The organism is Microbacterium sp. 8M (genome assembly GCF_902506375.1).
Lineage (GTDB): Bacteria > Actinomycetota > Actinomycetes > Actinomycetales > Microbacteriaceae > Microbacterium.
Genome location: NZ_LR733284.1, coordinates 2,271,174 through 2,295,255 on the forward strand (window position 1 = coordinate 2,271,174; position 24,082 = coordinate 2,295,255).

A 24,082-nucleotide genomic window follows, 5' to 3' on the forward strand; every position below is an offset into this window, starting at 1 on the left:
CCGCCGCCTGGGCGTCGCCCCCGGGAACCGCGGCTCACGCCTGGCAGCGGGGGCACCAGTACAGCTTGCGGGCGCCGATCTCCTCGAGCACGATCGCCGTGCCGCAGACGCGGCAGGGCAGACCGGTGCGGTGGTAGACCCAATGCCGGTCGTCGCGGTGCGCCATGGCGGCGCGGTACTGCTCCGGCGAGAGGTCGTCCATGGTCATCATCTGACCGGTCTCGACGCCGATCGCGAGCAGTCGCACCCAGTCGCGCCAGAGGGCGCGGACCGTCTCCTCCGGCACATCTCGACCCGGAGTGTGCGGGTTCAGCCGCGCGCGGAACAGCAGCTCCGCGCGGTACACGTTGCCGATCCCGCTGACCACCGCCTGGTCCATGAGCAGCAGCGCGATGGGCGTCGACTTCTTGCGCACGGCCGCGACGAAGCGCTCCTCGCCTTCGGCGAGGTCGCCGACGAGCGGATCCGGCCCGAGCTTGGCCACGGTGGCGAGCATCTCGTCCGGAGTCTGCAGCACGCAGGCGGTCGGACCGCGCAGGTCGGCGCAGGTCACGTCGGTCAGCAGGCGCAGGCGCACCTGGCCGACGACCGGCGGGGGCCACTCGGCGCCCTCATCGGCGAGTCCCCTGGTGGCCTCGGACATGCGCACGTGCACGCGAGTCCTGCGTGGAGCGCCGATCGACGAGAGCGAGTTCTCCCCCGCCGCATCCAGGATCGGGACGTCGAGGTCGGTGCCGCGCTGGTTGGTCTGGCCCATCCGCCCGTTCGCGGACGCGATCGTCGGATCCACGAGGATCTCGCCGGAGAAGTCCCAGGCCCCGTAGAGGCCGAGGTGGACGCGCAGCCACAGATCCCCCTCCGTCTCGAGGAACATCTGCTTGCCGACGGCCTGCACGCTTTCGACGGTGCGACCGTTCAGGAGGGCGGCACCCTCTGCGAACCGCCCCTGCGGGCTGGACGCGGCGACCGGCTTGCCCACGAAGTTGCGCGCGAACTGCCGCGCGATGCGGTGGACGGAATGGCCCTCGGGCATCAGGCGCGGGGGTCGGGAAGCAGGGATCCGTCGCGCTCGAAGTCGGCGATCTGCGCGATGCGGCGCACGTGGCGCTCCTCGTTCGAGAAGGGCGTCGCGATGAACCGGTCGATGAAGGTGGTGACCTCCTCGAAGCTGTGCTGACGGGCGCCGATCGCGATCACGTTCGCGTCGTTGTGCTCACGCGCGAGCTCCGCCGTCGCGATGCTCCACACCAGCGCGGCGCGGATTCCCTCGACCTTGTTCGCCGCGATCTGCTCCCCGTTGCCGGATCCGCCGAACACCACGCCGAGCGCCTCGACGCCGGCGCGCTGGTCGGCGATGGTCGCCTGGGCCGCACGGATGCAGAACGCCGGGTAGTCGTCCAGGGCGTCGTACTCGACCGGACCGTGGTCGATGACCTCGTGCCCCGCCTCGGCGAGGTGGTGCTGCAGCTGCGTGGAGAACTCGAGACCGGCGTGGTCCGTGGCGATGTGGATGCGCATGCGTCAATCCTACGGACGACCGCGACACCGGCCGCCGCGATGACGAGCGCTCCGGCCGGCGTCAGGATCCCGTGCCGGCTGCGGTCAGGGCGCGATCCCGGCCGCGGCCGGCTTGAAACCGGCCCGGATGTTCTCGCAGCAGCCGGGGCGGCACACGTCGAAAGCCGGGCCGAGCGCGGTCACGTGCTTGCGCTCCGCCGCGGGACGTCCCTCCAGCCGCTCCTCGATGAGATCGACGATCCCGGCGACGAACGACTCCGAGACGCCCGGCGTGGGGGTGCGCACGAATGCGAGACCCGCATCGGCGGCGGCGTCCTTCGCCTCGGTGTCCAGGTCCCAGAGCACTTCCATGTGGTCGCTCACGAAGCCCAGCGGGACGACGGCCACCGCGGTGCGACCGCGCTCCGGAAGTTCCTCGATCACGTCGCAGATGTCGGGCTCGAGCCACGGCTGGGACGCGGGACCCGAGCGAGACTGGTAGACGAGCTCCCACGGCACGTCGGCCACCTCCGGGAGCAGCTCGGCCACGCGGTTCATGACCCAGGCCGCCACCGCCTCGTGCTGCGCGGCGTAGGCGCCGCCGGGGCCCCAGTCCACATCACGCGGGCCTGAGCGCAGGGCGTCGTCGGTCGGCACGCTGTGGGTCGTGAACAGCACCTGGATCGCCGCGGGGGTGACGCCGTCGGCGATGAATCCCTGGACGGCTGCGCGCACGCCCTCGACGAACGACTCGACGAAGCCGGGGTGGTCGTAGAACGGGCGGATCTTGTCGATGGTCACCGTGCCGCCGAGCCCGGTCTCGTCGAGCACCCGGGCGAAGTCTTCGCGGTACTGGCGACAGCTGGAGAACGAGCTGTAGGCGCTGGTGGCGAACGCGAGCAGGGTGGTGTCCCCCTGCTCCGCGGCCTCCGTCACGGCGTCGGCGAGGTACGGCGTCCAATTGCGGTTGCCCCAGTACACCGGGAGGTCGATGCCCCGGCGGGCGAGCTCCGCCTCGAGCGCGGCCTTGAGGGCGCGGTTCTGCGCGTTGATCGGGCTCACGCCGCCGAAGTGCCGGTAGTGGTGCGCGACCTCCTCGAGGCGTTCGTCCGGGATGCCGCGCCCGCGGGTGACGTTGCGCAGGAACGGGATCACATCGTCCTGGCCCTCAGGGCCGCCGAAGCCGGCGAGCAGCACGCCGTCGTACGCGACGGGCGTCTCGACGTACTCGGGCCCGCACGCCGCGGCGGCGGAGGCGAAGGGGACGGTGGCTTCGGTCACATCTGGGGCGGTCACCCCTCCATCCTCTCCCGGTTCTCCTTTGCCCGGGCCGAACGCCGCCGCGCGCTGTCGCGACCGACCGTGACGCCCCGCGAAACCGGGCGCGGGCGCTCTGGCGTAGGCTGGGACGGTTGCCGCCGGCGCCAGCAGCGCGGATCTTGCGGCCGAAACCCTCACCCCTGGGAGTCTGAGCAGTGCCTGGAGAGAACCTCACCCGCATCGAGGCGCAGGAGCGCCGCGCGATCGTCGACACCGAGTCGTATGAGATCGCGCTCGACCTGACCAAGGGCGCGGAGGTCTTCGGATCCCGCAGCGTCGTCCGGTTCACGGCGACCCCCGGATCCTCCACCTTCATCGATCTCATCGCGCGCGAGGTGCGCGAGATCACCCTCAACGGGGAGCAGATCGACCCGACCACCGCGTTCGCCGACTCCCGGATCACCCTGGACGGCCTCGCCGAGCAGAACGTGCTCGTCGTCGACGCCGACTGCGAGTACACCAACACCGGTGAAGGCCTGCACCGCTTCGTCGACCCGGTCGACGGGGAGGTCTACCTGTACTCCCAGTTCGAGGTGCCGGATTCGCGGCGCGTGTTCGCCGTGTTCGAGCAGCCCGACCTCAAGGCCACGTTCCAGTTCACGATCACCGCGCCCGCAGCGTGGAAGGTCGTGTCCAACTCCCCCACCCCCGAGCCCATCGTGCACGACCCGTCCACGGGCTCCGGCACCGAGGCGTCCGCGACCTGGGGCTTCGAGCCCACGCCGCGCATCTCGTCGTACATCACGGCGATCATCGCGGGTCCGTACGAGGAGACGTTCTCGGAGCTCACCAGCGCCTCGGGCCGGGTGATCCCCCTCGGCGTCTACGGCCGCAAGAGCCTGTGGGAGCACCTCGACGCCGACTACATCTTCGAGAAGACGCGCGAGGGCTTCGCCTACTACGAGGAGAAGTTCGGCGTCCCCTATCCGTTCGCCAAGTACGACCAGCTGTTCGTGCCGGAGTTCAACGCCGGTGCGATGGAGAACGCGGGCGCGGTGACCTTCACCGAGACCTACGTGTTCCGCAGCAAGGTGACCGACGCCGTCAAGGAGCGCCGCGTCGTCACGATCCTGCACGAGCTCGCGCACATGTGGTTCGGCGACCTCGTCACCATGAAGTGGTGGAACGACCTGTGGCTGAACGAGTCGTTCGCCGAGTGGGCGTCGACCATCGCGACGGCGGAGGCCACCGAGTGGACCGAGGCCTGGACCACGTTCAACGCCATGGAGAAGACCTGGGCCTACCGCCAGGACCAGCTCCCCTCGACGCACCCGGTCGTCGCGGAGATCAACGACCTCGACGACGTGCAGGTCAACTTCGACGGCATCACGTACGCGAAGGGCGGATCCGTCCTCAAGCAGCTCGCCGCGTGGGTGGGCATCGAGGCGTTCTTCGCGGGCGTCTCCGAGTACTTCAAGAAGCACTCCTGGCAGAACACCGAGCTCAGCGACCTGCTCGTCGAGCTCGAGAAGACCAGTGGCCGTGACCTCACCACCTGGTCGAAGAAGTGGCTCGAGACGGCCGGCGTGAACACCCTCGCCCCGGTCGTCGCCGAGGCCGGTGACGGCACGATCTCGCGCTTCGCCGTGACCCAGACCGCGCCCGCCGACTACCCGACGATCCGCCCGCACCGCCTGGGCATCGGGTTCTACAACCTCGACGAGAGCGGCGCCCTGGTGCGCACGCACCACGTCGAGGTGGACGTCGACGGCGACCGCACCGAGGTTCCAGAGTTGCAGGGCCTGAAGCGCCCCGATCTCGTGCTGCTCAACGACGAGGACCTCGCGTACGCGAAGATCCGCCTCGACGAGCGCTCGCTCGCGACGGCCGTCGCGCACCTCGCGGACATCAGCGACCCGCTCGCGCGCTCGCTGGTCTGGGGCGCGGCCTGGGATCAGACCCGCGACGCGGAGAGCGCGGCGAGCGACTACATCGACCTCGTGCTCGGCAACATCGGCCGCGAGACCGAGTCCACCACGGTGCGCACCACCCTGAGCCAGCTGCAGACCGCCGCCGCCCTGTACGTCACTCCGGAACACCGCGCCGAGGCGCGCACCCGCGTCGCCGACGGACTGTGGGCGCTCGCCCAGGCCGCGGAGGCCGGATCCGACAGCCAGCTGCAGTTCGTGACCGCGTTCGCGAACTCGCTCACGACGCCCGAGCACGCCGACGTCGTCCGCCGCCTGCGCGACGGCGAGCTGGTGCTCGACGGCCTCACGATCGACACCGACCTGAGCTGGCAGCTGCTCGTCGGGCTCGCCACGGTCGGCGCGGTGGACGGCGCCGCGATCGACGACGCGCTGGCGGGCGACAACACCGCCAAGGGTGCCGAGTTCGCCGCACAGGCTCGCGCCGCACTGCCGAGCCCCGAGGCGAAGCAGGCCGCGTGGGCCTCCCTGGTCGACCGCGACGACCTCTCCAACACGATCGTGCGCTCGGCCGCGCTCGGGTTCACGCACCCCGCGGGTGCCGCGCTGCTGGAGCCCTTCGTAGCGCTGTACTTCGACAGCCTGCTGGCCATCTGGGAGGGACGCACCTTCCAGGTCGCGAACTACCTGATCGTGGGGCTGTACCCGAAGGCGCTCGCCAACACGGCGCTGCGCGACGCGACCCGCGCGTGGCTCACCGCGCATCAGGACGCGGCGCCGGCGCTGCGCCGCCTGGTGTTCGAGAACCTCGCCGACGTCGAGCGGGCCCTGGCCGCTCAGGCGCGTGACGCGGACGGCGCCGAGGAGAAGGCGCAGGCCTGATCGACCGTTCCGACGACGGCGCCGCGACGGGGATCCGTCCGGCGCCGTCGTCGTGCGGAGGTGTCGCCGCTCCCGCCTTCAGTCCTCACCGAGGCACGCCGAACTAGGATCGGACGCGATGAACATGCTGCCCACTGCGCTCACCGCGGCCCCGGTCGTCGACCAATGGGCCGAGATCCTCAAGGTCCTGGGCGACGTCGGCCTGAAGGCCCTCAACTGCCTCATCATCATCGTCGTCTGCATCCTGATCGGCTACGCGCTGCGGGTCGTGATCCGCCGGGTCGTACGCCGCATCGTGTCCGGCGCGAAGTCGAAGGCCAACGTCGACGACACCCAGGCGCTCGAGCGCTCGCCCCTCGCCGACATGCGGCTCGTGCAGCGCACCCGGACGCTCGGCACGATCCTGCAGAACATCGTCAACGTCTCCCTGGTCGTCATCGCGTTCATCCTCGTGGTGAACACGGTCGACACCGCGTTGCTGGGATCGCTCACGCTGCTCACCGCGGCCGTCGGCGCCGGTCTCGGCTTCGGTGCCCAGAACATCGTCAAGGACGTGCTGAACGGGATCTTCCTCGTCGCCGAGGACCAGATCGGGATCGGCGACGTCGTCGAGCTGCGACTGGCCAGCGGCGGTGCAACCGGCGTCGTGGAGTACGTCAGCGTGCGCGTCACCCAGGTGCGCGACGTGAACGGCACCCTCTGGTACGTGCGCAACGGAGAGGTCACTCATCTCGGCAACATGTCGCAGGGCTGGGCCCGCGCCATCGTCGACCTCGGCGTGCCGGCCGACGCCGACGTCCCCGCCGTCGAGGAGGCGCTCCTGGTCACCGCGCAGGCGCTGGCCAAGGATCCGAAGTGGCGCACCCGCATCATCGAGAAGCCGGAGATCTGGGGCCTGGAGTCGGTCGAGGGCGACACGCTCGTGATCCGCGTGGTGATGAAGACCCGAACGAACGCGATGGACGACGTTGCCCGCGAGCTGCGGATGCGGTTGCGCGACACGATGCGCGGCATGGATCTCGCGATGCCGAGCCTCGAGTCCGTTCAGCTCACCGGCTCCGAAGGCGCCCGCCGGGTGCACGGCGCCAATCCCCCGCGCACCCGCCCCACCCCGATCGCGGCGCCCAGCAGCGCCCCTGAGCGCGGATTCTGGCGGCGCAAGAAGGCCGAGGAGACGCCGGCCACCGCCGCTGCGCCGCGCACCAAGCCGAACCCCGCCGCCTCGGCGACGACCAAGCCCGCCGCGCCGAAGCCGGCCGGGAAGCCGAAGAAGACTCCCCCGGACGCGCCGCAGAGCCTGCCGCTGCCGCCCCTGCCGGATCCGCAGAGCACGGCGGATCCCCAGAGCCCAGCGGATCCGCAGCGCCCGGAGGGTCCGAACAAGCCGCAGGAGCGGGGAGACGAACGATGAGCGAGCCGGTGTCCTTCTACGACGAGGTCGGCGGCCACGCGACCTTCCAGCGCCTCGTCGACGTGTTCTACCGGGAGGTCGCCCTCGACCCGGTGCTGAAGGCCATGTACCCGGAGGAGGATCTGGGACCGGCCGCAGATCGGCTCCGCATGTTCCTGGAGCAGTACTGGGGCGGGCCTACGACCTACGGCGAGCAGCGCGGCCATCCCCGGCTGCGCATGCGGCACCTGCCGTTCCATGTCGACCCGGACGCGCGCGACCGCTGGCTCCGCTGCATGCGCACGGCCGTCGACGATGCGAAGCTCTCACCCATCCACGAAGCGACGCTGTGGGACTACCTGGAGCGCGCGGCGCATGCGATGGTGAACACGTTCGAGCCGAGCCGCGCCGGCGCCGACGGCGCGCCTCCCCTCGGCGGCCGCCCGCTCCTGTAGCCCGGCAGCGAATCAGCAGACCCAGAGTTCGACGGAGATCTCATGACGGTGAAGACCAGCACGCATTCCACTGACGTCCTCGTGATCGGCTGGGGGCTGGCAGGCCTCGTCGCCGCCGCCGAGGCGGCCGCCGCCGGCCGACGTGTCGTCATCGTGGATCAGGAGCCGCGCACGAACCTCGGCGGCCAGGCGTGGTGGTCGTTCGGCGGGCTGTTCCTCGTCGACTCGCCCGAGCAGCGGCGCATGGGCATCAGGGACTCCCTCGATCTGGCGCGACAGGACTGGTTCGGCAACGCCGGCTTCGATCGGGACGAGGACGCCTGGCCACGACGCTGGGCCGAGGCGTACCTGCAGTTCGCGAGCGGCGAGAAGCGCGCCTGGCTGCGCGAGCGCGGCGTGGGGTTCTTCCCCGTGGTGGGCTGGGCCGAGCGCGGCGGCTATGGCGCGCTCGGGCCCGGGAACTCGGTGCCGCGCTTCCACATCACGTGGGGCACAGGGCCCGGCATCGTGGCGCCGTTTCAGGCCGCTGTCGAGCAGGCCGAGCGCACCGGACGGATCGTCGTGCTCCCGCGGCACCGCGTGACGACGCTCACCATGCAGGACGGCGTGGTCACGGGTGCCCAGGGCGAGATCCTCGCCTCCTCGCCCGCCGCACGCGGCGTGGCGAGCGGCCGCGAGCGGGTCGGCGACTTCGAGATCACCGCGGCTGCGACGATCGTGACGTCGGGCGGCATCGGCGGCAACCACGCCCTCGTCCGGGCGGCGTGGCCGGCGTGGCTCGGGAGCCCGCCGGCGGACATGCTCACGGGCGTGCCCGCGTACGTCGACGGCTCCATGCAGGTCGTCTCCGCGGCGGCCGGCGCGCACCTCATCAACGGCGACCGGATGTGGCACTACGTCGAGGGCATCCGCAACTGGGATCCGGTCTGGCCCGGCCACGGCATCCGGATCCTGCCCGGCCCGTCGTCACTGTGGCTGGACGCCACGGGCCGCCGCCTGCCGGTCCCGCTGTATCCCGGGTTCGACACGCTCGGAACCCTGGAGCATCTGCGCGCGACCGGGCACGACCACTCCTGGTTCGTCACGACGCGCCAGATCGTGGAGAAGGAGTTCGCGCTCTCCGGCAGCGAGCAGAACCCCGACCTCACCGGCAAGGACGTGCCCCTGCTGCTGCGCTCGCGCCTGGCCAAGGGGCCGACGGATCCGGTGCAGGCCTTCCTCGACCGCGGCGAGGACTTCGTCGTCGAGCCCGACCTGGCCCGGCTGATCGAGCGGATGCAGCAGCTTCCCGGCGGCGACGCGCTGGATCCGGACCGCGTTCGCGAGGAGGTCGTGGCCCGCGATCGCGAGATCGACAACGACTTCACGAAGGATGCGCAGATCGCGATGCTCAGGTCGGCCCGCGCCTATCGCGGCGACCGGCTGATCCGCACGGCCACCCCGCACCGTCTGCAGGACCCTTCCGCCGGTCCCCTGGTCGCCGTGCGCCTGCGCGTGATCACGCGCAAGTCGCTCGGCGGCATCGAGACGGATCTCGACGGACGTGCGCTCGGCGCGGACGGCGGTCCGATTCCCGGTCTGTACGCCGCGGGAGAGGCCAGCGGCTTCGGCGGGGGCGGGATGCACGGCTACCGCGCCCTGGAGGGCACTTTCCTCGGCGGCTGCCTGTTTTCAGGTCGTCAGGCCGGGCGATCCGCTGCACGGGTCTGAGGGGCGGGGCCGGGCGACGGCGTCGAGCATCTGGTGCGCGAGCACGGTCACTTGAGCGTCAGGGTCATCCTGCCGATCTCGGTCTGCTTCACGTTCCGCAAGGCCACAAGATCCACCGGCGTTGTCTCATCGTCGAGGGCGTAGGCCACCGCATTCGCAACCGTGCCGCCCTTCTTGATCTCCTCCATCTGCGTCTCGAGAAAGGCCTGATCGGGAAGCGAGGCGACGTGGAGTTCATTCACGGAGTCGGGGTTGTTGTCCTGGTACGCCGCGAACAGGAAGATCCACTCCATCGGATCCTTCTTCTTGTCCGAGAGGTTGGTGATGTCGTACCAGAAGGCGATGACGGGCTTGTCCCCGTATTCGTTGCCCGGCTGCCCCACCGGGATCACCTTGTGATCGGTGATGACGATCTTGATCTCGGGTGTCGTGAGAACACCGTCCTCGAAGGAGTAGCCGTTCGTGGTGCCGGGATCGCCAGAGGCGCTCGACGCGGCACCCGTGCCCGCGGGCACCGTAGCTGCCGGCTCGGCGGTCGGGGCCATTGTGCTGCAACCGCTGAGAATCACAGCGACCGCGCCGAGCGCGAGCAGCATCGAAGGCTTCTTCATGTCCAGGTCCCCTCGGGTGAGGCGCCCTCCGGCGCCAATACAGATAGCTGTACCGATAGTACAGATTCCTATGCTGACTCATTGCACCTGCGCAGGTCGACTTGAGGGGTGCCCCACACGCCGCCCGAGCCCGACATGAATCAGCTTCGAGTGGCGTTCAACAAAGCCCGTCACGCGGCCAGCCTCACCTTCGATCAGCTCGCGGAGCGCTCGGGCGTGAGCCGCCAGACGCTGATCAACCTCTCGCAAGGCCGGCACTACGGAGATCTGAAGACCTGGCTGAAGCTCTCCGCGACGTTCGGCGTGGGGCTCGATGAACTGGTCAGCCCCGTGTGGGACGGGACGTCCGCGACGGAGGCGACGGCGTCCGACAGGACCCGCCGGGCACAGGGCTGAGAACGAACGCGACCTCGGCGAGAGCGCTCAGCCGGCCGCGCCGGTCGCCCGCACGGCCGTCAGCCCGACGGCGGCCGGGCCGCGGCTCAGCACGTGGCCGCGCGCGAAGGCGAGCCGGCTCCAGCGGCCCGACGTCGTGACCGCCACCCGCTCGGCGCCGGAGATGAACCCGAACGCGTGCGCGGCGAACGCCACGCCTCGCGGCAGGCCGAGGAGGTCGTCGTCCGGCTCGCCCCAGATCGCGGCGCGGAGGGCGCGCACCGCGTCCTCGCCTGCGCCCGCGGGCGATCCGTGCGCGACCGCCGAGATCCCCCACTGCGCGCGCTGCGCGATCTCGTCGGCGCCGAGAGTGCCCGCCTGCGCCCAGCCGCCGCGCGGGGGCGCGATTCCCGCCCATGCGGGGCTGCGCCCGGTGTCCGGCAGGGCGAGCGCGCGCGGATCCTCGGTGGCAGTGAGCTCGTCGATGACGATGTCGCAGCGCAGTTCGGGGTCCGCGCGCACGATGCGCATCGCCAGGATCGTCGGGGTCGCGTCGAACAGCGTCTGCGGGGCGAGGGCGGCCGCGGTCATCGCGAGTACTCCGCCGTCGGCCTGCAGCCGTACGCCTTCGTCGCCGGCCCTGGCGGCCCGGGAGACGAAGGTGAGCGTGTCGCGCGCGGTCTCCGCGTCGGCGAGGATCAGAGGCGTGGGCACGCCCTCTAAACTAGCAATCGGCCCGCGGCGGAACCGCCCCGAGACCGCGGCGGAGAGGACCCCATGGCTTCGGATGAGGACGCCCGGCGCTCGGTGGACATGCTGCTCGGGATCCTGGATCTCGGCTCGACGGACGCCCGCACCACCGAGGACATCTTCACCGGGGCCTCGCACCCGATGCCCACGGGCAGGATCTACGGCGGCCAGGTGCTCGGGCAGTCGATCATCGCGGCGGAGCGGACGATGCCCGACGGCCGGGTCCCGCACTCCATGCACGGCTACTTCCTCCGCCCGGGGGACGCCGCACAGGGTCTCACCTTCGCCGTCGACCGGATCCATGACGGCCGCTCGTTCTCGACCCGCCGATCGCAGGCCTACCAGAACGGCGTGCCGATCTTCTCGATGATCGCGTCCTTCCAGGACGAGAACCCGGGGATCGAGCACGCCGAGCCGATGCCGGACGGCATCCCGGATCCTGAGACGCTGCTGCCGGACGAGGAGCTCTCGGACGGGATCCACCCGCTCTCGCAGCGCATGCTGGCCGAGCGTCCCGTCGACATGCGCCACGTCGAGGGGCCGATCTTCCTCGGCGCCGGGGCGGAGCGGATCCCGCGTCAGGCGGTGTGGATGCGCCTGCGCGCGCCGTTCCCCGACGACCCCGCGCTGCACCGGGCCGCTCTCGCCTATCTCAGCGACATGTCCATCCAGGAGTCGATCCTGCGCGCTCACGGGCTGAGCTGGGCGGCACCGGGACTGAAGGTCGCGAGCCTCGACCACGCCATGTGGTGGCATCGCCCTGGCCGGGTCGACGAGTGGCTGCTGTACGTGCAGGACTCCCCCAACGCCCGCGGCGGACGCGGGCTGGCGCAGGGCCGGATCTACACGCGCGACGGCGACCTGGTGGCCAGCGTGGCGCAGGAGATCACCATCCGCGTGCCCGAGGCCTGAGCCCCGCCTGCTCGGCAGTCGTCACACCCCTGCCCGTGACGCTACGGGCCCTCAGCGGTGGGCGTAGGTGATCGGCGGCCCGACGTACGGCGCCCAGGCGTCCCGCATCTCCTGCGAGATCCGGGTCGGCCGCCCCGTCGCGGCGTCGACGAGCACGATCACCGCCGTCGACCGCGCGTAGATCACCCGCTCTTCGAACGACGGGTCGTTGAACACCTCGTAGCAGACCTCGACGCTGGATCCGCCGATCTTGCCGAACCACATCTGTACCTCGAGCGGGTGCCGCTGATACGGCACCGGTGCGAAGTACTCGATCTCCTGACGTGCCACGAGCGTCAGCGCGCCCGCGTCGAGCCCCGAGTCGAGCACAGCGGTGCTCGGGCCGTGCTCCCCCTCGCCCGGGCGCCAGAACGCCCGTACCCGCGCCTCCTCGAGCAGTTTCAGCATCGAGGTGTTGTTGACGTGGTTGAACGCGTCCAGATCGCCCCAGCGCAGCTGGATCGGGATGTGCAGGCGCTCGCCTGCCGCAGCCCCGTCGGGGGCCGCGGCGTCGGGAGCGTCCGCGTCCGACACCGTCGAACGGTCAGTCACGGGTCAGCCGGCGGTGGGTGGAACGGTGCGGGTTGGCCGCATCCGGCCCGAGCCGCTCGATCTTGTTCTTCTCGTACGCCTCGAAGTTGCCCTCGAACCAGTACCACTGGTCGGGGTTCTCATCGGTGCCCTCGTACGCGAGGATGTGCGTGGCGATGCGGTCCAGGAACCACCGGTCGTGCGTGATCACGACGGCGCAGCCGGGGAACTCCAGCAGCGCGTTCTCGAGCGAGCTCAGGGTCTCGACGTCGAGGTCGTTGGTCGGCTCGTCGAGGAGCAGCAGATTGCCGCCCTCCTTGAGGGTGAGGGCGAGGTTCAGGCGGTTGCGCTCACCGCCGGAGAGCACGCCGGCCTTCTTCTGCTGGTCCGGGCCCTTGAACCCGAACTTGGAGACGTACGCCCGAGACGGGATCTCGGTCTTGCCGACGAGCATGATGTCCAGGCCGTCGGAGACGACCTCCCACAGCGTCTTGTCGGGGTCGATGTTGGCGCGGGACTGGTCGACGTAGCTGATCTTGACCGTCTCGCCGATCTTGAGGTCGCCGCCGTCCAGCGGCTCGAGGCCGACGATCGTCTTGAACAGGGTGGTCTTTCCGACGCCGTTCGGGCCGATCACGCCGACGATGCCGTTCGGGGGCAGGCTGAAGCTGAGACCGTCGATCAGGGAGCGACCGTCGAAGCCCTTCTTCAGGTTCTTGGCCTCGATCACGACGTTGCCCAGGCGGGGCCCCGCCGGGATCTGGATCTCCTCGAAGTCGAGCTTCCGCGTCCGCTCCGCCTCGGCCGCCATCTCCTCGTAGCGGGCCAGACGCGCCTTGGACTTCGTCTGGCGGCCCTTCGCGCTCGAGCGCACCCACTCGAGCTCGTCCTTGAGGCGCTTGGCGAGCTTCGCGTCCTTCTTGCCCTGGATGTCGAGACGCTCGGCCTTCTTCTCCAGGTACGTGGAGTAGTTGCCCTCGTAGCCGATGAGCCGGCCCCGGTCGACCTCCGCGATCCACTCGGCCATGTTGTCGAGGAAGTACCGGTCGTGGGTGATCGCGATCACCGCGCCCTTGTAGGCCTGGAGGTGCTTCTCCAGCCACAGCACGCTCTCGGCGTCGAGGTGGTTGGTGGGCTCGTCGAGCAGCAGCAGGTCCGGCTTCTGCAGCAGCAGCTTCGCGAGCGCGACGCGGCGCTTCTCACCGCCCGACAGGTTGGTCACCGCCGCGTCGGCCGGCGGTGTGCGCAGCGCATCCATCGCCTGCTCGAGCTGGGAGTCGAGGTCCCACCCGTCCGCCGCGTCGATCTCCTCCTGCAGTACGCCCATCTCGGCGAGCAGGGTGTCGAAGTCGGCATCGGGATCCGCCATCTGCGCGGAGATCTCGTTGAAGCGGTCGAGCTTGGCCTTGATCGCCACTCCCTCCTGGATGTTCTCCAGGACCGTCTTCGTCTCGTCGAGCTCCGGCTCCTGCATGAGGATGCCGACGCTGTACCCCGGGGTGAGCTTGGCCTCGCCGTTCGACGGCGTGTCGAGTCCCGCCATGATCTTGAGGATCGTGGACTTTCCGGCGCCGTTCGGACCGACCATGCCGATCTTCGCGCCGGGGAGGAATGCCATGGTGACGTCGTCGAGGATGAGCTTGTCGCCGACGGCCTTCCGGGCGCGGACCATGGAGTAGATGTATTCGGCCACGAGGGCGCTCCTTCTGTCGTGATGACGACGATCGTGGTGACCAGGCGGACGACTGCGGGGATTCCGGCTCGCAGCCTCGGGATCGACACTCCAGCCTACCCGGGGTGGCTACGGTCCGAGCGTCGCCGTCCTGCCGACGAGGCATGCGCCGCCGTCCAGTTGCGGCAGCACCGCGGCGACCGGGTCGCCGGTCGAGGGGCCGACCTGTCCCACGAGGCACTCGCGGTCGCCCCAGCGCACCGAGAACTGGATGCTCTCGGCCGGATTGCCGACCGTCGAATGATCCTCGGTCAGCTGCATCGCGCTGCGGTCGAACCCCGCGGCCACCAGCGCGTCGATGTAGGCACGCCCCGAGGCGCGCTGTTCGGAGGCCCAGACCCGGACGGTTACGGCACGGAACAGCGGAAGGTTGTCGTCGGCGCTGCCCGACGGCACCAGTACCGGGGCCGTCGGAACGGTCGCCGGGCGGGAGGACTGCGCCGTGGTGGACGGCATCGCAGAGGCACTCGGGCCCGGGTGCGAGACAGTGCTGCACGCCGCCAGCGTCAGGGCCAACGCCACAGCGCCGGCGGCGGCCAGGGCCGCCCGCGGCGCGGCGATCGCCGGTCGTCTGAGCACGGATCGAGTCTACGGTGCGGGCGGGCTTGCGGTTCGCAGAATTTTGCCCGATCTTCACGTCGCAAACGTCCGAAAGGACCGAGACTCATTAGGCATGGTGGAACCAACCCGCCGGGACAGCCGCTCCCGCAGCGCACCATCACACGGAGGAAATCATGACCGCTTTCCAGGACGACATCGAGGCCATCGAAGCCCTCAAGAAGCAGTACGGATCCAGCTGGGATGCGATCAACCCGGAGTCCGTCGCCCGCATGCGGGCGCAGAACCGCTTCAAGACGGGCCTGGAGATCGCCCAGTACACGGCCGACATCATGCGTCGGGACATGGACGAGTACGACGCGGACTCGTCGGTCTACACCCAGTCGCTCGGCGTCTGGCACGGATTCATCGGCCAGCAGAAGCTGATCTCGATCAAGAAGCATCTGAAGAGCACCAACAAGCGCTACCTGTACCTCTCCGGCTGGATGGTCGCCGCGCTCCGCTCGGAGTTCGGCCCGCTCCCCGACCAGTCGATGCACGAGAAGACCTCGGTTCCCGCCCTCATCGAGGAGCTCTACACGTTCCTGCGTCAGGCCGATGCGCGCGAGCTCGACCTTCTCTTCACGAAGCTCGACGAGGCCCGCGCCGCGGGCGACGAGACGGCGGTCGAGTTCATCCAGTCGCAGATCGACAACTACGAGACCCACGTCGTGCCGATCATCGCCGACATCGACGCGGGCTTCGGCAACCCCGAGGCGACCTACCTGCTCGCCAAGAAGATGATCGAGGCCGGGGCCTGCGCGATCCAGATCGAGAACCAGGTCTCGGACGAGAAGCAGTGCGGCCACCAGGACGGCAAGGTGACCGTTCCGCATCAGGACTTCCTCGCCAAGATCAACGCGGTCCGCTACGCGTTCCTCGAGCTCGGCATCGACAACGGGATCATCGTCGCGCGCACCGACTCCCTCGGAGCGGGTCTCACCCAGAAGCTCGCCGTCTCGGCGGTGCCGGGCGACCTCGGCGACCAGTACAACGCGTTCCTCGACGTCGAGGAGATCAGCGAGCACGACCTGAACGACGGCGACGTCGTGATCCGCCGCGAGGGACGCCTGCTGCGCCCGAAGCGCCTGGCCAGCAACCTCTACCAGTTCCGCCCCGGCACGGGTGAGGACCGGGTCGTGCTGGACTGCATCACGTCGCTGCAGCACGGTGCCGACCTGCTCTGGATCGAGACCGAGAAGCCCCACGTGGAGCAGATCGCCGGAATGGTGGACCGGATCCGCGAGGTCATCCCGAACGCGAAGCTCGTGTACAACAACAGCCCGTCGTTCAACTGGACCCTCAACTTCCGCCAGCAGGTGTTCGACCAGCTCGCCACGCAGGGCGAGGACGTGTCGGCCTACGACCGCGGCAACCTGATGAGCGTCGAATACGACGGCACCGAGCTCGCCCGGCTCGCGGACGAGAAGATCCGCACCTTCCAGCGCGACGGCTCGGCGCGTGCGGGGATCTTCCACCACCTCATCACCCTGCCGACCTACCACACGGCAGCGCTGTCGACCGACAACCTGGCGAAGGGCTACTTCGGCGACGAGGGCATGCTCACCTACGTCCGCGACGTGCAGCGCCGCGAGATCCGGGAGGGAATCGCGACGGTCAAGCACCAGAACATGGCGGGCAGCGACATCGGCGACAACCACAAGGAGTACTTCGCCGGCGCCGCCGCCCTCAAGGCGGGCGGCAAGGACAACACGATGAACCAGTTCAGCTGAACGCTCTCCTACCGGACCGGGTCCTGGCCAGTGCCGGGGCCCGGTCCTTTGCATGCGCCCCTCGCCGCGCGGCTCAGTAGGGCACCTGCTCGGAGCCGGGCGTCGCCCATGCATCACCGGATCCGCCCGACGCGCCGACCGCGGCGAGGCCGGACGTCTCGGGATCGGCCGGTTCCGGCGATCCCGGGTGCGCCGTGCGATGGAAGGTGCCGCGTCCGCGACGCAGGTCCGGGCCGATGCTGTCCGCATCGATCTCCACGCTCAGGTTGCGCCGGCCCTCCTTGTTCTCCCACTCGCGCAGCCGCAGACGCCCGGTGACGATGACGGCGTCCCCCTTGCTCAGGGAGGCGGCGGCGTTCTCGGCCAGGGCGCGGTACGCCTTGACCTCGAACCAGTTCGTGCTGGCATCGACCCACGCGCCCGTGCTGTCCTGGCGCCGGTGGTTGGTCGCCATCCGGAAGCTCAGCGTGGCGATTCCGGTCGTCGTACTGCCCCGCTCCGGCGCCGTGGCGATGTTGCCCACGACGGTGATGGTGTCGGCCATGGTTGCTCTCCTCTGCTGTCGCGGAGCCCGCATCGACTCCGACCTGCAGAGATCGTGACGCTCCGGCGCGGGGCATTGTGAGCGATCAGCGCAACCCGTGTGAAAGCGGCACGGCGCCGAGGCTGTGCAGGACGTCCGTTCCGTGAAGCAGCAGAACCTGTTCAGTGCACGACGAGCAGCAGCGCAGCGACCGCGATGAACAGTGCGCCGAACACGACGTTCAGCGTCCGCTGGCCCCGGCGGCCTGAGGTGAGCCTGCGGAAGCTCCGAGCGGTCGCAGCGAAGACGAACCACATCACGATCACGTCGATCACCACGGTCGTCCCGATGAGGATCAGGTACTGCGGCCAGGGGTCGCGGTCGAGGCGGATGAACTGCGGGACGAAAGCGAGGAAGAAGATGATCGCCTTCGGGTTGAGCAGGTTCACCCAGAACCCGCGGCGCAGCATCGGCCACCGGCCCTCCCGCGACCTCTCCAGATCCTGCTCCTCGACCGCATCAGGAACGCGCGCGATGATCAGCCGGATCCCGAGATAGACCAGATATGCCGCGCCGACATAGCGGATCGTCTCGAACAGCCAGGGGATGCGTGCGACGAGCAGGCCGACACCGGCAGCGACGATCGCCACGTGGACGACGAGCGCAAGCTGCTGGCCCACGATGCCCCAGATGGAACGCCGCCACCCCTCGTTCAGGGAGTTGGTCATCGTGTTGATGGCACCGGCCCCCGGCGTGAGGCTGATCACCAGGCACGCCACCACCAGGGAGAGCCACACAGTCACGGTCACCAGCACAGTGTAGGGACTTCCGCGCGCTCGCATGTGCACGGGCCGAGCCGCGGGGAGCGAATGTCGGTGGCCGTCCTTATGTTCGAAGGTGAAGGAGGAGCCATGACCACGAACACCACCCCCGCACCCACCATCCGCTGGGCCACGCCCGTTCTCAGCCGCGCCGTCGAGACCCTGCAGCCCGCCGGTGAACGACTCTGGCGCGTCGTCGACGACCGCGGGACGATCCGGGGTCACCTCCGCATCGTGCCGCACGACCTCGGTCTGCGCTACCGCGCCGAGCGGCTCCACCTGCCGTCGGGGATGTTCCGCATCGTCGGCGACTTCTGGAGCGCCGACGATGCCGTCGCGGCTCTCCGGTTCTAGCACCGCGCCCCGTCCCTCGCACCGCCCCCGTCCGTCTCTCGACGGCCGGTTCTTGGCGAATCCTTAGCGGGCCTCGGCGAACATGGATCCTCGGCGCGTCGATCGGAGCGCGCCCACGCCGGCCTCTGCGCCGCTGCAAGGGATGAGGATCCTCGATGGCCCACGCGCACAACGCCCAGCACGCGACGAGCATCGGAATCGAGCGCGCGTCCTCCCGGCCGCTCGTGGACATCGCGACCGCCGTCGTCGGCGCGGTCGCGGTCATCGTCCTGGGGCTCGTGATGAAGGCGACCCAGGCCGACGAGGGTATCGTCGTCGCGCTGAACCGGAGCCACACGGGATGGTGGGGCGCGCTCGGCTCCGCGGTCTACCGCGGGATCGAGCCCGTGCCCGCCGTCGTGATCACCCTGGTCATCGCCGTTCTGGTCTGGGTCGTGTCGCGATCTCTGCGCACGGCGATCCTGTTCGGCCTCACCGTGGCGTTCACCTGGCTGCCGGTCGCGGCGGTCAAGGTCCTCGTCGACCGACCGCGCCCCGACGCAGCGCTGCTCGCGCACCCGTTCTCGCCGCTGCAGACCGACGGGTCCTTCCCCAGCGGCCACACGGCCTACGTCGTCGCCCTCGCGATCACGTTCTGGTTCTTGCTGCGGGGCACCCGGTTCGCGTGGCTTCCCGTGGTCCTGGGCGTCATCGCCACGGCGGTCATCGGCCTCGCCGTCGTCAGCGACGGCCTGCACTTCCCCACCGACGTGCTCGGCTCCGTGATCTGGGCCCTCACCACGGCCGCAGCGGTACGCTGGCTCATCGTCGACGTGATCGCCGCGCGCATCGGCCGCCGCCGCACCGAGTGACGCACGATTCTCCCGCCGAACGTCGGAGGCCCTCACTAGCGTCGTTCGATCATCTCCCCCAGTTCACGAAGACCTTCGAGATCGCGCGCGCGATCACCGCGTCGACGCGCTCCTGGTCGACGATCGCTGAGGAGATCGCCAAGTGCGACGTGGTCTGCGCCAATTGCCACCGGCGCCGGACAGCCATGCGCGCCAGAACGCGCAAGTACCTGATCTCGCAAGCGCTGGCGGATCCTCGATCAAGCAGTCCCGATATGCTGAGCAGCGACCCCCAGTAGCTCAGCGGAAGAGCATCGACCTTCTAAGTCGCCGGTCGCACGTTCGAATCGTGCCTGGGGGACGATAGCCCGGACGCCCGAGGTCGCGTCAGTAGGATGGCGGCATGGTTTCTTCGTCCGAGAACGATCGGCTGGTCTGGATCGACTGCGAGATGACAGGGCTCGATCTCTCGGTCGATGAGCTCGTCGAGATCGCCGTCGTGATCACCGATTTCGAACTGCGCCTGGTGGATCCGGGGTTCCAGGTCGTCATCCGCGCGAGCGACAATGCGCTGAGTCAGATGAGCGAGTTCGTCACGAACATGCATCGCACCTCGGGGCTGTACGAGGAGATCCCGACGGGCGTGACCCTCGCCGAGGCGCAGGCGCAGACCCTGGAGTACATCCGCCGGTTCGTACCGCTGGAGCGCAGGGCGCCCCTGGCCGGCAACACGATCGGCACCGACCGCATGTTCCTCGCCAAGTACATGCCCGAGGTCGACCAGTACCTGCACTACCGCAACGTCGACGTCTCCAGCATCAAGGAGCTGTCGCGCCGCTGGTACCCGCGAGTGTTCTTCCACGCACCGGCCAAGGACGGCGGCCACCGCGCCCTCGCCGACATCCTGGAGTCGATCCGCGAGCTCGAGTACTACCGCCAGGCGGTGTTCGTGGAACTGCCCGGACCCACCAGTGAAGACGCGCAGGCGCTCTCCGACGCCGTCGTGTCAAAGTTCGGTCCGAACCTGTAATACACTGGTCAGGTTGCCCGCTCCGGCAGGCACATGGTGGCTATAGCTCAGTTGGTAGAGCACCGCGTTGTGGTCGCGGGGGTCGCGGGTTCAAGCCCCGTTAGCCACCCCACAGGAGGCCCGGATCCGATTGGATCCGGGCCTCTTTCTCATCGACTGAGCCGTGTCCGCGAAGACCCGGATCCGGGCCGCGCGCCCGGATCCGGCGGCTAGCATCGAGACATGGCTTCCTTCGTGCGCACCGCGACCGACGCCGACCTCGCAGAGCTCTCCCGCATCGAGGAGGAGGCCGACGCCGTCTTCGCAGAGCGCTTCGGAACAGCGCTCGGACATGCTGCGCCTTCGGGTGCCGCCCGCGCTGCGGAACGCGGGTTCCTCCTCGTCGCCGCCGAGGAGGAGGACGGCCCCGCCGTGGGATTCGCGCACGTCCTGGAGGACGACGGCATCGCCCATCTGGAGCAGGTCTCCGTGCTGCCGGCATACGCCCGCCGGGGGCACGGGCGCGGGCTGGTCGAGGCCGCTCTGGACGAGGCGGCCGAACGGGGGCACCGCAGTGTCACCCTCCGCACGTTCGCCGATGTGCCCTGGAACGCGCCGTTCTACGCGTCCCTGGGCTTCGTGGAGGCGGACTCCCCCGACTCGCCCTTCTACCGCGAACTCATGGACGCCGAGCGCCGTCTCGGTCTGGACGACCTGGGCCGGCGAGTGCACATGAGGATCGATGTGCACGGCGGGATGACGATGGATCCGGACGAGTTCGAGCAACTCGTCACCGAAGAGCTCGACCGGCTCCCGGACGACATGGTCGACGGCCTGGAGAACGTCGTCTTCGTCGTCGAGGACCGCCCCGAAGACGGGTCGCTCGATCTGCTCGGCCTGTACGACGGTCTCGCCGTCACCGAACGCGGCAACTACGGCATGGGCGAGCTGCCGGACCGGATCATCGTGTATCGCGAGCCGCATCTCGCGCAATGCGCCGACGAGCGGCAGCTCCGCGCCGAGGTGCACACCACGCTCGTGCACGAGATCGCCCACTACTACGGCATCGATGACGCCCAGCTGCACGAGATGGGGTGGGCATGAGCACGCCGCTGACCACGCCGGATGTCGACGAGAGCATCGACCTGCAGGCCGCTCCCGCCGTGCCCTGGGAGCTCGTCGTGTGGGACGACCCGGTCAACCTCATGAGCTACGTGGTGCGGGTGTTCCGCACCTACTTCGGCTATCCGAAGGATCGCGCCACCCGGCTCATGCTGGCGGTGCACAACGAAGGGCACGCGGTCGTGGCCACCGGACCGCGCGAGACCATGGAGGTGCACGCCCAGGCGATGCACGACTACGGACTGTGGGCGACCGTGCGGCGGGCCGGCGAGTGAGCGGCGTGACCGACCCCGTGCTCCGCGTGCCGATGGAGGCGATCGAGGCGGAGCAGCTCGCGAGCCTCGTGGACCAGTTCCTCGACCTGCTCCGCGACATCGAGATCGGCGAGGATGCCGCCCTGGACCGCCTGACCCCGTCCGTCTACCCTCAGGATCCCGACGCGTCGGCAGAGTTCGCCGACGCCACGAGCGCCGACCTCCTGGATCGCCGCGCCGCCGACGCGCGCGTGGTGCGCGAAGCGCTCCGAGTCGGGCCGGACGACACCGGCACCGTGCCGGGGGACCTCACGATCCGGGCCGCCGACGTCGACGCGTGGCTGCGCACACTCGCCGCCCTGAGGCTCGTCATCGCCTCGCGCCTGGGCATCGAGGACGATCCCGCACCGGATCCCGAGGATCCCCGGTTCGGGGTGTACGAGTGGCTGGGGTATCGCCTCGATCTGCTCGTCGAGGCGGCGGACGCACTCGACGAGAGCGCGCCCGACGGCTGAGGCGTCCGCTACGGGACCGACACCACCAGCGTCGCGTGACCGATGGGGTCGTCTCGCCGCAGGTGCACGACTTCCTGCAGCGCCCAGCGGTCCCAGTGCGGACGGAAGAGATCGCCGTCGCGGTCCAGCGCGCGCCGCTTGCGGCTCGCCTCAGGGGACTCCACCCACACCCGCACGTCGGCGACGCGCGCCGTGCGGCGTGTGAGCGCGCCGCACCCCTCCAGGATCACCCCGCGCGCCGGATCCACCGCGTAGCTCTCCGCGTACTCGCCGCCCTCCCAGTCGTAGCGCTGCCAGGTGCCGACGAGGTCGCGGCCGTGCGGTCGCAGGATCTGGTCGTAGGCCCGCTCGACGCCGGCGTCCATGCCGTCCCAGCCGGGGTAGATCGAGTCCAGCGCGATGAGTTGCGGATCCGTGCGCAGCGGCCAGCGGTCGGCGAGCAGCCGCGCCAGCGTGGACTTGCCGGCGCCGCTGCGCCCGTCGATGAGCACGACCGGATTGGACGCCTGCACAGCCCGCACCGCATCGGCGACGCGGGCGACCGCCTCGCTCAGCGCACGTGCGACCGGATCGTCACTTCTTGAGGGCACGGATGATGCGGGAGATCGCGCGGCCGGTCACCCACACGAAGGGCACCGCCACCGCCAGCAGCGAGACGAAGTTCGGCTCGAACCGCAGACCTTCCTCGCGTCGCACGTAGACGCCCAGCGGGATCGCGATCCCGCCTCCGCCGCCGCCTTCCCCCTCGGCCGTCCCCTCGGCGCCTCCGGATCCGCCACCGAAGCCGGAGATCGTCAGCGCCACCGGGGTGAACTGCGCGCCGTCCACCTCCTGTGGTTCGCCATAGGCGCTCTTGACGCCGAAGGACGCGGAGTTCTTGCCCAGTTCGAGTGCGATGTGCGGCATGGGTCCACGCTAACCCACCCCGGCGGCGACGACCACCGCCCGGTCGCGGGCCCGCGGGGCCGTCAGTCGAGCCCGTGCGCGCGGGGGTGCGGTGCCGAGCCGCGGCCCGGTCGGGCGCCAAGGTGGCGGGCGCGCGTGACGGTGCCGGATCCGAAGCGCGCCTGCGCGCTGTCCAGCGCGTCCTCCACGCGCCGCCACTCGGCGTCGTCGTCCCAGAGCCCGAGCGCTCCTCCGGCGTCGGTCAGGCGCTCGGCGCGCACGCCGACGAGACGCACAGGGTCCCGACGGTCGATCGCGTCGAACAGCGTGCGCGCGACCTCGCCGATGCGCTGCCCCACCGACGTCGGCTCGGGCAGCGTCTGGGAGCGGCTGATCGTGGTGAAGTCGGAGAAGCGCACCTTGATCGCCACGGTGCCGGCCTCCCAGCCCGCGCGGCGCAGGCGGGCGGCCACGCGGTCCGCAAGTCGCAGCAGCTCCGACCGCAGCGCCTCGCGGTCGGCGACGTCGACGTCGAACGTCTCCTCGTGCCCGACGCTCTTCTCCACCCGACTGGTCTCGACGCCGCGCGGGTCCCGGCCGGCGGCGAGTTCCTGCAGCCGCTGGGCGAGGGCGGGACCGACCGCGCGCTCGAGCGCCGACGCGGGCGTCGCCAGGATGTCGCGGATCAGCCGGATGCCGCGCGATTCCAGCGTCTCCGCCGTCTTCGGGCCGACGCCCCACATGGCGCGCACGGGTTTGGTGGCGAGGAATCCGAGAGTGTCGGGCTCGGCGACGATGAGCAGGCCGTCCGGCTTCGCCATCGTGGACGCCATCTTGGCGACGTGCTTGGTCGCCGCCACGCCGACGCTGCAGGTGATCCCGACCTCGTCCTGCACCCGCTGCCGGATCATCGCGCCGATGGTGCCGGGGCTGCCCCACAGCCGGCGCACGCCGCGCACGTCGAGGAACGCCTCGTCGATCGACAGCGGCTCGACCAGAGGCGTGATCTGCTCGAAGATCGCCATCACCCTCTGCGAGACGTCCCGGTACTTCGTGAAGTCGGGCGGCACGATCCGTGCGGTCGGGCACAGCCGGACGGCCTGCGACACCGGCATCGCCGAGCGCACGCCGTAGCGCCGCGCCTCGTACGACGCGCTGGAGACCACCGAACGCCCGTCCGGAGACCCGATGATCAGCGGCAGCCCGCGCAGAGAGGGGTCATGCAGCACCTCGACCGCCGCGTAGAACGCGTCCATGTCGACATGCAGGATCCCGGTGCCGGTGTCGTCAGCGCCCGGGGCCGAGACGATCCGCCCGGATCCGTCGCCTCTTCCCATGACCCCATCCTCGCCGAGGCCGCCGACATC

The 24,082-nt window shown here is 69.9% G+C and carries 27 protein-coding genes, 2 tRNA genes and 1 pseudogene; 16 read left to right on the plus strand and 14 right to left on the minus strand.

The features are described 5' to 3' along the window. Nucleotides 1-34 precede the first annotated feature (34 nt). The 3 genes from AERO9AM_RS10925 to AERO9AM_RS10935 form a co-directional block, all read right to left on the minus strand. Nucleotides 35-1,033 carry an Fpg/Nei family DNA glycosylase gene (locus AERO9AM_RS10925; RefSeq protein ID WP_159576164.1) on the minus strand — a complete coding sequence of 333 codons (999 nt, stop codon included), beginning with the start codon at nucleotides 1,031-1,033 and terminating at the stop codon, nucleotides 35-37. After that, nucleotides 1,033-1,518, minus strand: coding sequence for a ribose-5-phosphate isomerase (locus AERO9AM_RS10930; protein ID WP_159576165.1), 486 nt, complete (start codon nucleotides 1,516-1,518; stop codon nucleotides 1,033-1,035). The genes AERO9AM_RS10925 and AERO9AM_RS10930 overlap by 1 nt, the downstream gene beginning before the upstream one ends. 84 nt (nucleotides 1,519-1,602) lie before the next feature. After that, nucleotides 1,603-2,793, minus strand: coding sequence for a ferrochelatase (locus AERO9AM_RS10935; protein WP_236602578.1), 1,191 nt, complete (start codon nucleotides 2,791-2,793; stop codon nucleotides 1,603-1,605). A 179-nt stretch (nucleotides 2,794-2,972) separates the two neighbouring features. On the opposite strand from AERO9AM_RS10935, the gene pepN reads away from it, so the two are divergent. The 4 genes from pepN (at nucleotide 2,973) to AERO9AM_RS10955 (ending at nucleotide 9,122) form a co-directional block, all read left to right on the plus strand. After that, nucleotides 2,973-5,567 carry an aminopeptidase N gene (gene pepN, locus AERO9AM_RS10940; protein WP_159576166.1) on the plus strand — a complete coding sequence of 865 codons (2,595 nt, stop codon included), beginning with the start codon at nucleotides 2,973-2,975 and terminating at the stop codon, nucleotides 5,565-5,567. 118 nt (nucleotides 5,568-5,685) lie between these two features. Then, a complete protein-coding gene (locus AERO9AM_RS10945; protein ID WP_159576167.1) occupies nucleotides 5,686-6,978 on the plus strand; it encodes a mechanosensitive ion channel family protein in 1,293 nt (430 codons plus the stop codon). Beyond that, nucleotides 6,975-7,412: a globin gene (locus tag AERO9AM_RS10950; RefSeq protein ID WP_159576168.1), complete on the plus strand. Its 438-nt coding sequence runs from the start codon at nucleotides 6,975-6,977 to the stop codon at nucleotides 7,410-7,412. Before AERO9AM_RS10945 ends, AERO9AM_RS10950 begins: the two co-directional genes overlap by 4 nt. Before the next feature lie 42 nt (nucleotides 7,413-7,454). Continuing rightward, nucleotides 7,455-9,122, plus strand: a complete 1,668-nt coding sequence (locus AERO9AM_RS10955; RefSeq protein ID WP_159576169.1) for an FAD-binding dehydrogenase — start codon at nucleotides 7,455-7,457, stop codon at nucleotides 9,120-9,122. A gap of 47 nt (nucleotides 9,123-9,169) precedes the next feature. Here the strand turns inward: AERO9AM_RS10955 and AERO9AM_RS10960 are convergent, their stop codons facing one another. Further along, the gene (locus tag AERO9AM_RS10960; protein ID WP_159576170.1) at nucleotides 9,170-9,718 is read right to left on the minus strand and encodes a DUF5067 domain-containing protein; all 549 of its coding nucleotides are present in this window, start codon (nucleotides 9,716-9,718) and stop codon (nucleotides 9,170-9,172) included. A gap of 123 nt (nucleotides 9,719-9,841) precedes the next feature. Between AERO9AM_RS10960 and AERO9AM_RS10965 the strand changes: the two genes are divergently transcribed. Further along, nucleotides 9,842-10,129 carry a helix-turn-helix transcriptional regulator gene (locus AERO9AM_RS10965; protein ID WP_236602579.1) on the plus strand — a complete coding sequence of 96 codons (288 nt, stop codon included), beginning with the start codon at nucleotides 9,842-9,844 and terminating at the stop codon, nucleotides 10,127-10,129. Between the two features lie 27 nt (nucleotides 10,130-10,156). On the opposite strand, the gene AERO9AM_RS10970 is transcribed toward AERO9AM_RS10965, so the two are convergent. After that, entirely contained in the window at nucleotides 10,157-10,822 is a 666-nt protein-coding gene (locus AERO9AM_RS10970; RefSeq protein ID WP_159576171.1) for a hypothetical protein, read from the minus strand. Between the two features lie 63 nt (nucleotides 10,823-10,885). On the opposite strand from AERO9AM_RS10970, the gene AERO9AM_RS10975 reads away from it, so the two are divergent. Beyond that, entirely contained in the window at nucleotides 10,886-11,770 is an 885-nt protein-coding gene (locus AERO9AM_RS10975; protein WP_159576172.1) for an acyl-CoA thioesterase, read from the plus strand. A 51-nt stretch (nucleotides 11,771-11,821) separates the two neighbouring features. Here the strand turns inward: AERO9AM_RS10975 and AERO9AM_RS10980 are convergent, their stop codons facing one another. The 3 genes from AERO9AM_RS10980 to AERO9AM_RS17495 form a co-directional block, all read right to left on the minus strand. Continuing rightward, entirely contained in the window at nucleotides 11,822-12,343 is a 522-nt protein-coding gene (locus AERO9AM_RS10980; RefSeq protein WP_159577494.1) for an acyl-CoA thioesterase, read from the minus strand. Between the two features lie 10 nt (nucleotides 12,344-12,353). Continuing rightward, nucleotides 12,354-14,033, minus strand: coding sequence for an energy-dependent translational throttle protein EttA (gene ettA / locus AERO9AM_RS10985; RefSeq protein WP_159576173.1), 1,680 nt, complete (start codon nucleotides 14,031-14,033; stop codon nucleotides 12,354-12,356). Nucleotides 14,034-14,141: 108 nt separating this feature from the next. Continuing rightward, nucleotides 14,142-14,651, minus strand: a complete 510-nt coding sequence (locus AERO9AM_RS17495; RefSeq protein ID WP_236602580.1) for a DUF6993 domain-containing protein — start codon at nucleotides 14,649-14,651, stop codon at nucleotides 14,142-14,144. A 155-nt stretch (nucleotides 14,652-14,806) separates the two neighbouring features. Between AERO9AM_RS17495 and AERO9AM_RS10995 the strand changes: the two genes are divergently transcribed. Further along, nucleotides 14,807-16,402 carry an isocitrate lyase gene (locus AERO9AM_RS10995; protein WP_159576174.1) on the plus strand — a complete coding sequence of 532 codons (1,596 nt, stop codon included), beginning with the start codon at nucleotides 14,807-14,809 and terminating at the stop codon, nucleotides 16,400-16,402. A gap of 73 nt (nucleotides 16,403-16,475) precedes the next feature. On the opposite strand, the gene AERO9AM_RS11000 is transcribed toward AERO9AM_RS10995, so the two are convergent. Further along, a complete protein-coding gene (locus AERO9AM_RS11000; protein WP_159576175.1) occupies nucleotides 16,476-16,946 on the minus strand; it encodes a single-stranded DNA-binding protein in 471 nt (156 codons plus the stop codon). A gap of 161 nt (nucleotides 16,947-17,107) precedes the next feature. Further along, nucleotides 17,108-17,734, minus strand: a complete 627-nt coding sequence (locus tag AERO9AM_RS11005; protein WP_159576176.1) for a LysE family transporter — start codon at nucleotides 17,732-17,734, stop codon at nucleotides 17,108-17,110. A 102-nt stretch (nucleotides 17,735-17,836) separates the two neighbouring features. On the opposite strand from AERO9AM_RS11005, the gene AERO9AM_RS11010 reads away from it, so the two are divergent. After that, nucleotides 17,837-18,100, plus strand: coding sequence for a hypothetical protein (locus AERO9AM_RS11010; protein ID WP_159576177.1), 264 nt, complete (start codon nucleotides 17,837-17,839; stop codon nucleotides 18,098-18,100). A gap of 155 nt (nucleotides 18,101-18,255) precedes the next feature. After that, nucleotides 18,256-18,951, plus strand: coding sequence for a phosphatase PAP2 family protein (locus tag AERO9AM_RS11015; protein WP_159576178.1), 696 nt, complete (start codon nucleotides 18,256-18,258; stop codon nucleotides 18,949-18,951). A gap of 49 nt (nucleotides 18,952-19,000) precedes the next feature. Here AERO9AM_RS11015 and AERO9AM_RS11020 read toward each other — a convergent pair whose 3' ends face one another. Continuing rightward, on the minus strand, nucleotides 19,001-19,138 hold the full coding sequence (locus tag AERO9AM_RS11020) for a hypothetical protein (RefSeq protein ID WP_159576179.1): 138 nt from the start codon (nucleotides 19,136-19,138) through the stop codon (nucleotides 19,001-19,003). Nucleotides 19,139-19,219: 81 nt separating this feature from the next. Between AERO9AM_RS11020 and AERO9AM_RS11025 the strand changes: the two genes are divergently transcribed. The 7 genes and pseudogenes from AERO9AM_RS11025 to AERO9AM_RS11050 all read left to right on the plus strand — a co-directional run bounded on the left by AERO9AM_RS11025 (nucleotide 19,220) and on the right by AERO9AM_RS11050 (nucleotide 21,830). Next, nucleotides 19,220-19,291 (plus strand) — tRNA-Arg (locus AERO9AM_RS11025). A 42-nt stretch (nucleotides 19,292-19,333) separates the two neighbouring features. Continuing rightward, nucleotides 19,334-19,960, plus strand: coding sequence for an oligoribonuclease (gene orn / locus AERO9AM_RS11030; protein ID WP_159576180.1), 627 nt, complete (start codon nucleotides 19,334-19,336; stop codon nucleotides 19,958-19,960). Nucleotides 19,961-19,996: 36 nt separating this feature from the next. After that, nucleotides 19,997-20,072: transfer RNA gene (locus AERO9AM_RS11035), tRNA-His, on the plus strand. A 110-nt stretch (nucleotides 20,073-20,182) separates the two neighbouring features. After that, nucleotides 20,183-20,581 (plus strand): annotated as a pseudogene (locus AERO9AM_RS17500) (GNAT family N-acetyltransferase); the annotation flags it as partial. A gap of 114 nt (nucleotides 20,582-20,695) precedes the next feature. After that, a complete protein-coding gene (locus AERO9AM_RS17505) occupies nucleotides 20,696-21,043 on the plus strand; it encodes a metallopeptidase family protein (RefSeq protein ID WP_236602704.1) in 348 nt (115 codons plus the stop codon). Then, nucleotides 21,040-21,336: an ATP-dependent Clp protease adapter ClpS gene (gene clpS, locus AERO9AM_RS11045; RefSeq protein ID WP_159576182.1), complete on the plus strand. Its 297-nt coding sequence runs from the start codon at nucleotides 21,040-21,042 to the stop codon at nucleotides 21,334-21,336. Before AERO9AM_RS17505 ends, clpS begins: the two co-directional genes overlap by 4 nt. Before the next feature lie 5 nt (nucleotides 21,337-21,341). Then, entirely contained in the window at nucleotides 21,342-21,830 is a 489-nt protein-coding gene (locus AERO9AM_RS11050) for a DUF2017 family protein (protein ID WP_236602581.1), read from the plus strand. 8 nt (nucleotides 21,831-21,838) lie between these two features. On the opposite strand, the gene AERO9AM_RS11055 is transcribed toward AERO9AM_RS11050, so the two are convergent. From AERO9AM_RS11055 to dinB, 3 genes are all read right to left on the minus strand, one after another. Then, the gene (locus tag AERO9AM_RS11055) at nucleotides 21,839-22,420 is read right to left on the minus strand and encodes a hypothetical protein (protein WP_159576183.1); all 582 of its coding nucleotides are present in this window, start codon (nucleotides 22,418-22,420) and stop codon (nucleotides 21,839-21,841) included. Then, nucleotides 22,404-22,736, minus strand: coding sequence for a hypothetical protein (locus tag AERO9AM_RS11060; protein ID WP_159576184.1), 333 nt, complete (start codon nucleotides 22,734-22,736; stop codon nucleotides 22,404-22,406). Before AERO9AM_RS11060 ends, AERO9AM_RS11055 begins: the two co-directional genes overlap by 17 nt. 62 nt (nucleotides 22,737-22,798) lie before the next feature. Next, the gene (dinB, locus tag AERO9AM_RS11065; RefSeq protein ID WP_159576185.1) at nucleotides 22,799-24,052 is read right to left on the minus strand and encodes a DNA polymerase IV; all 1,254 of its coding nucleotides are present in this window, start codon (nucleotides 24,050-24,052) and stop codon (nucleotides 22,799-22,801) included. Between the last annotated feature and the right edge of the window lie 30 nt (nucleotides 24,053-24,082).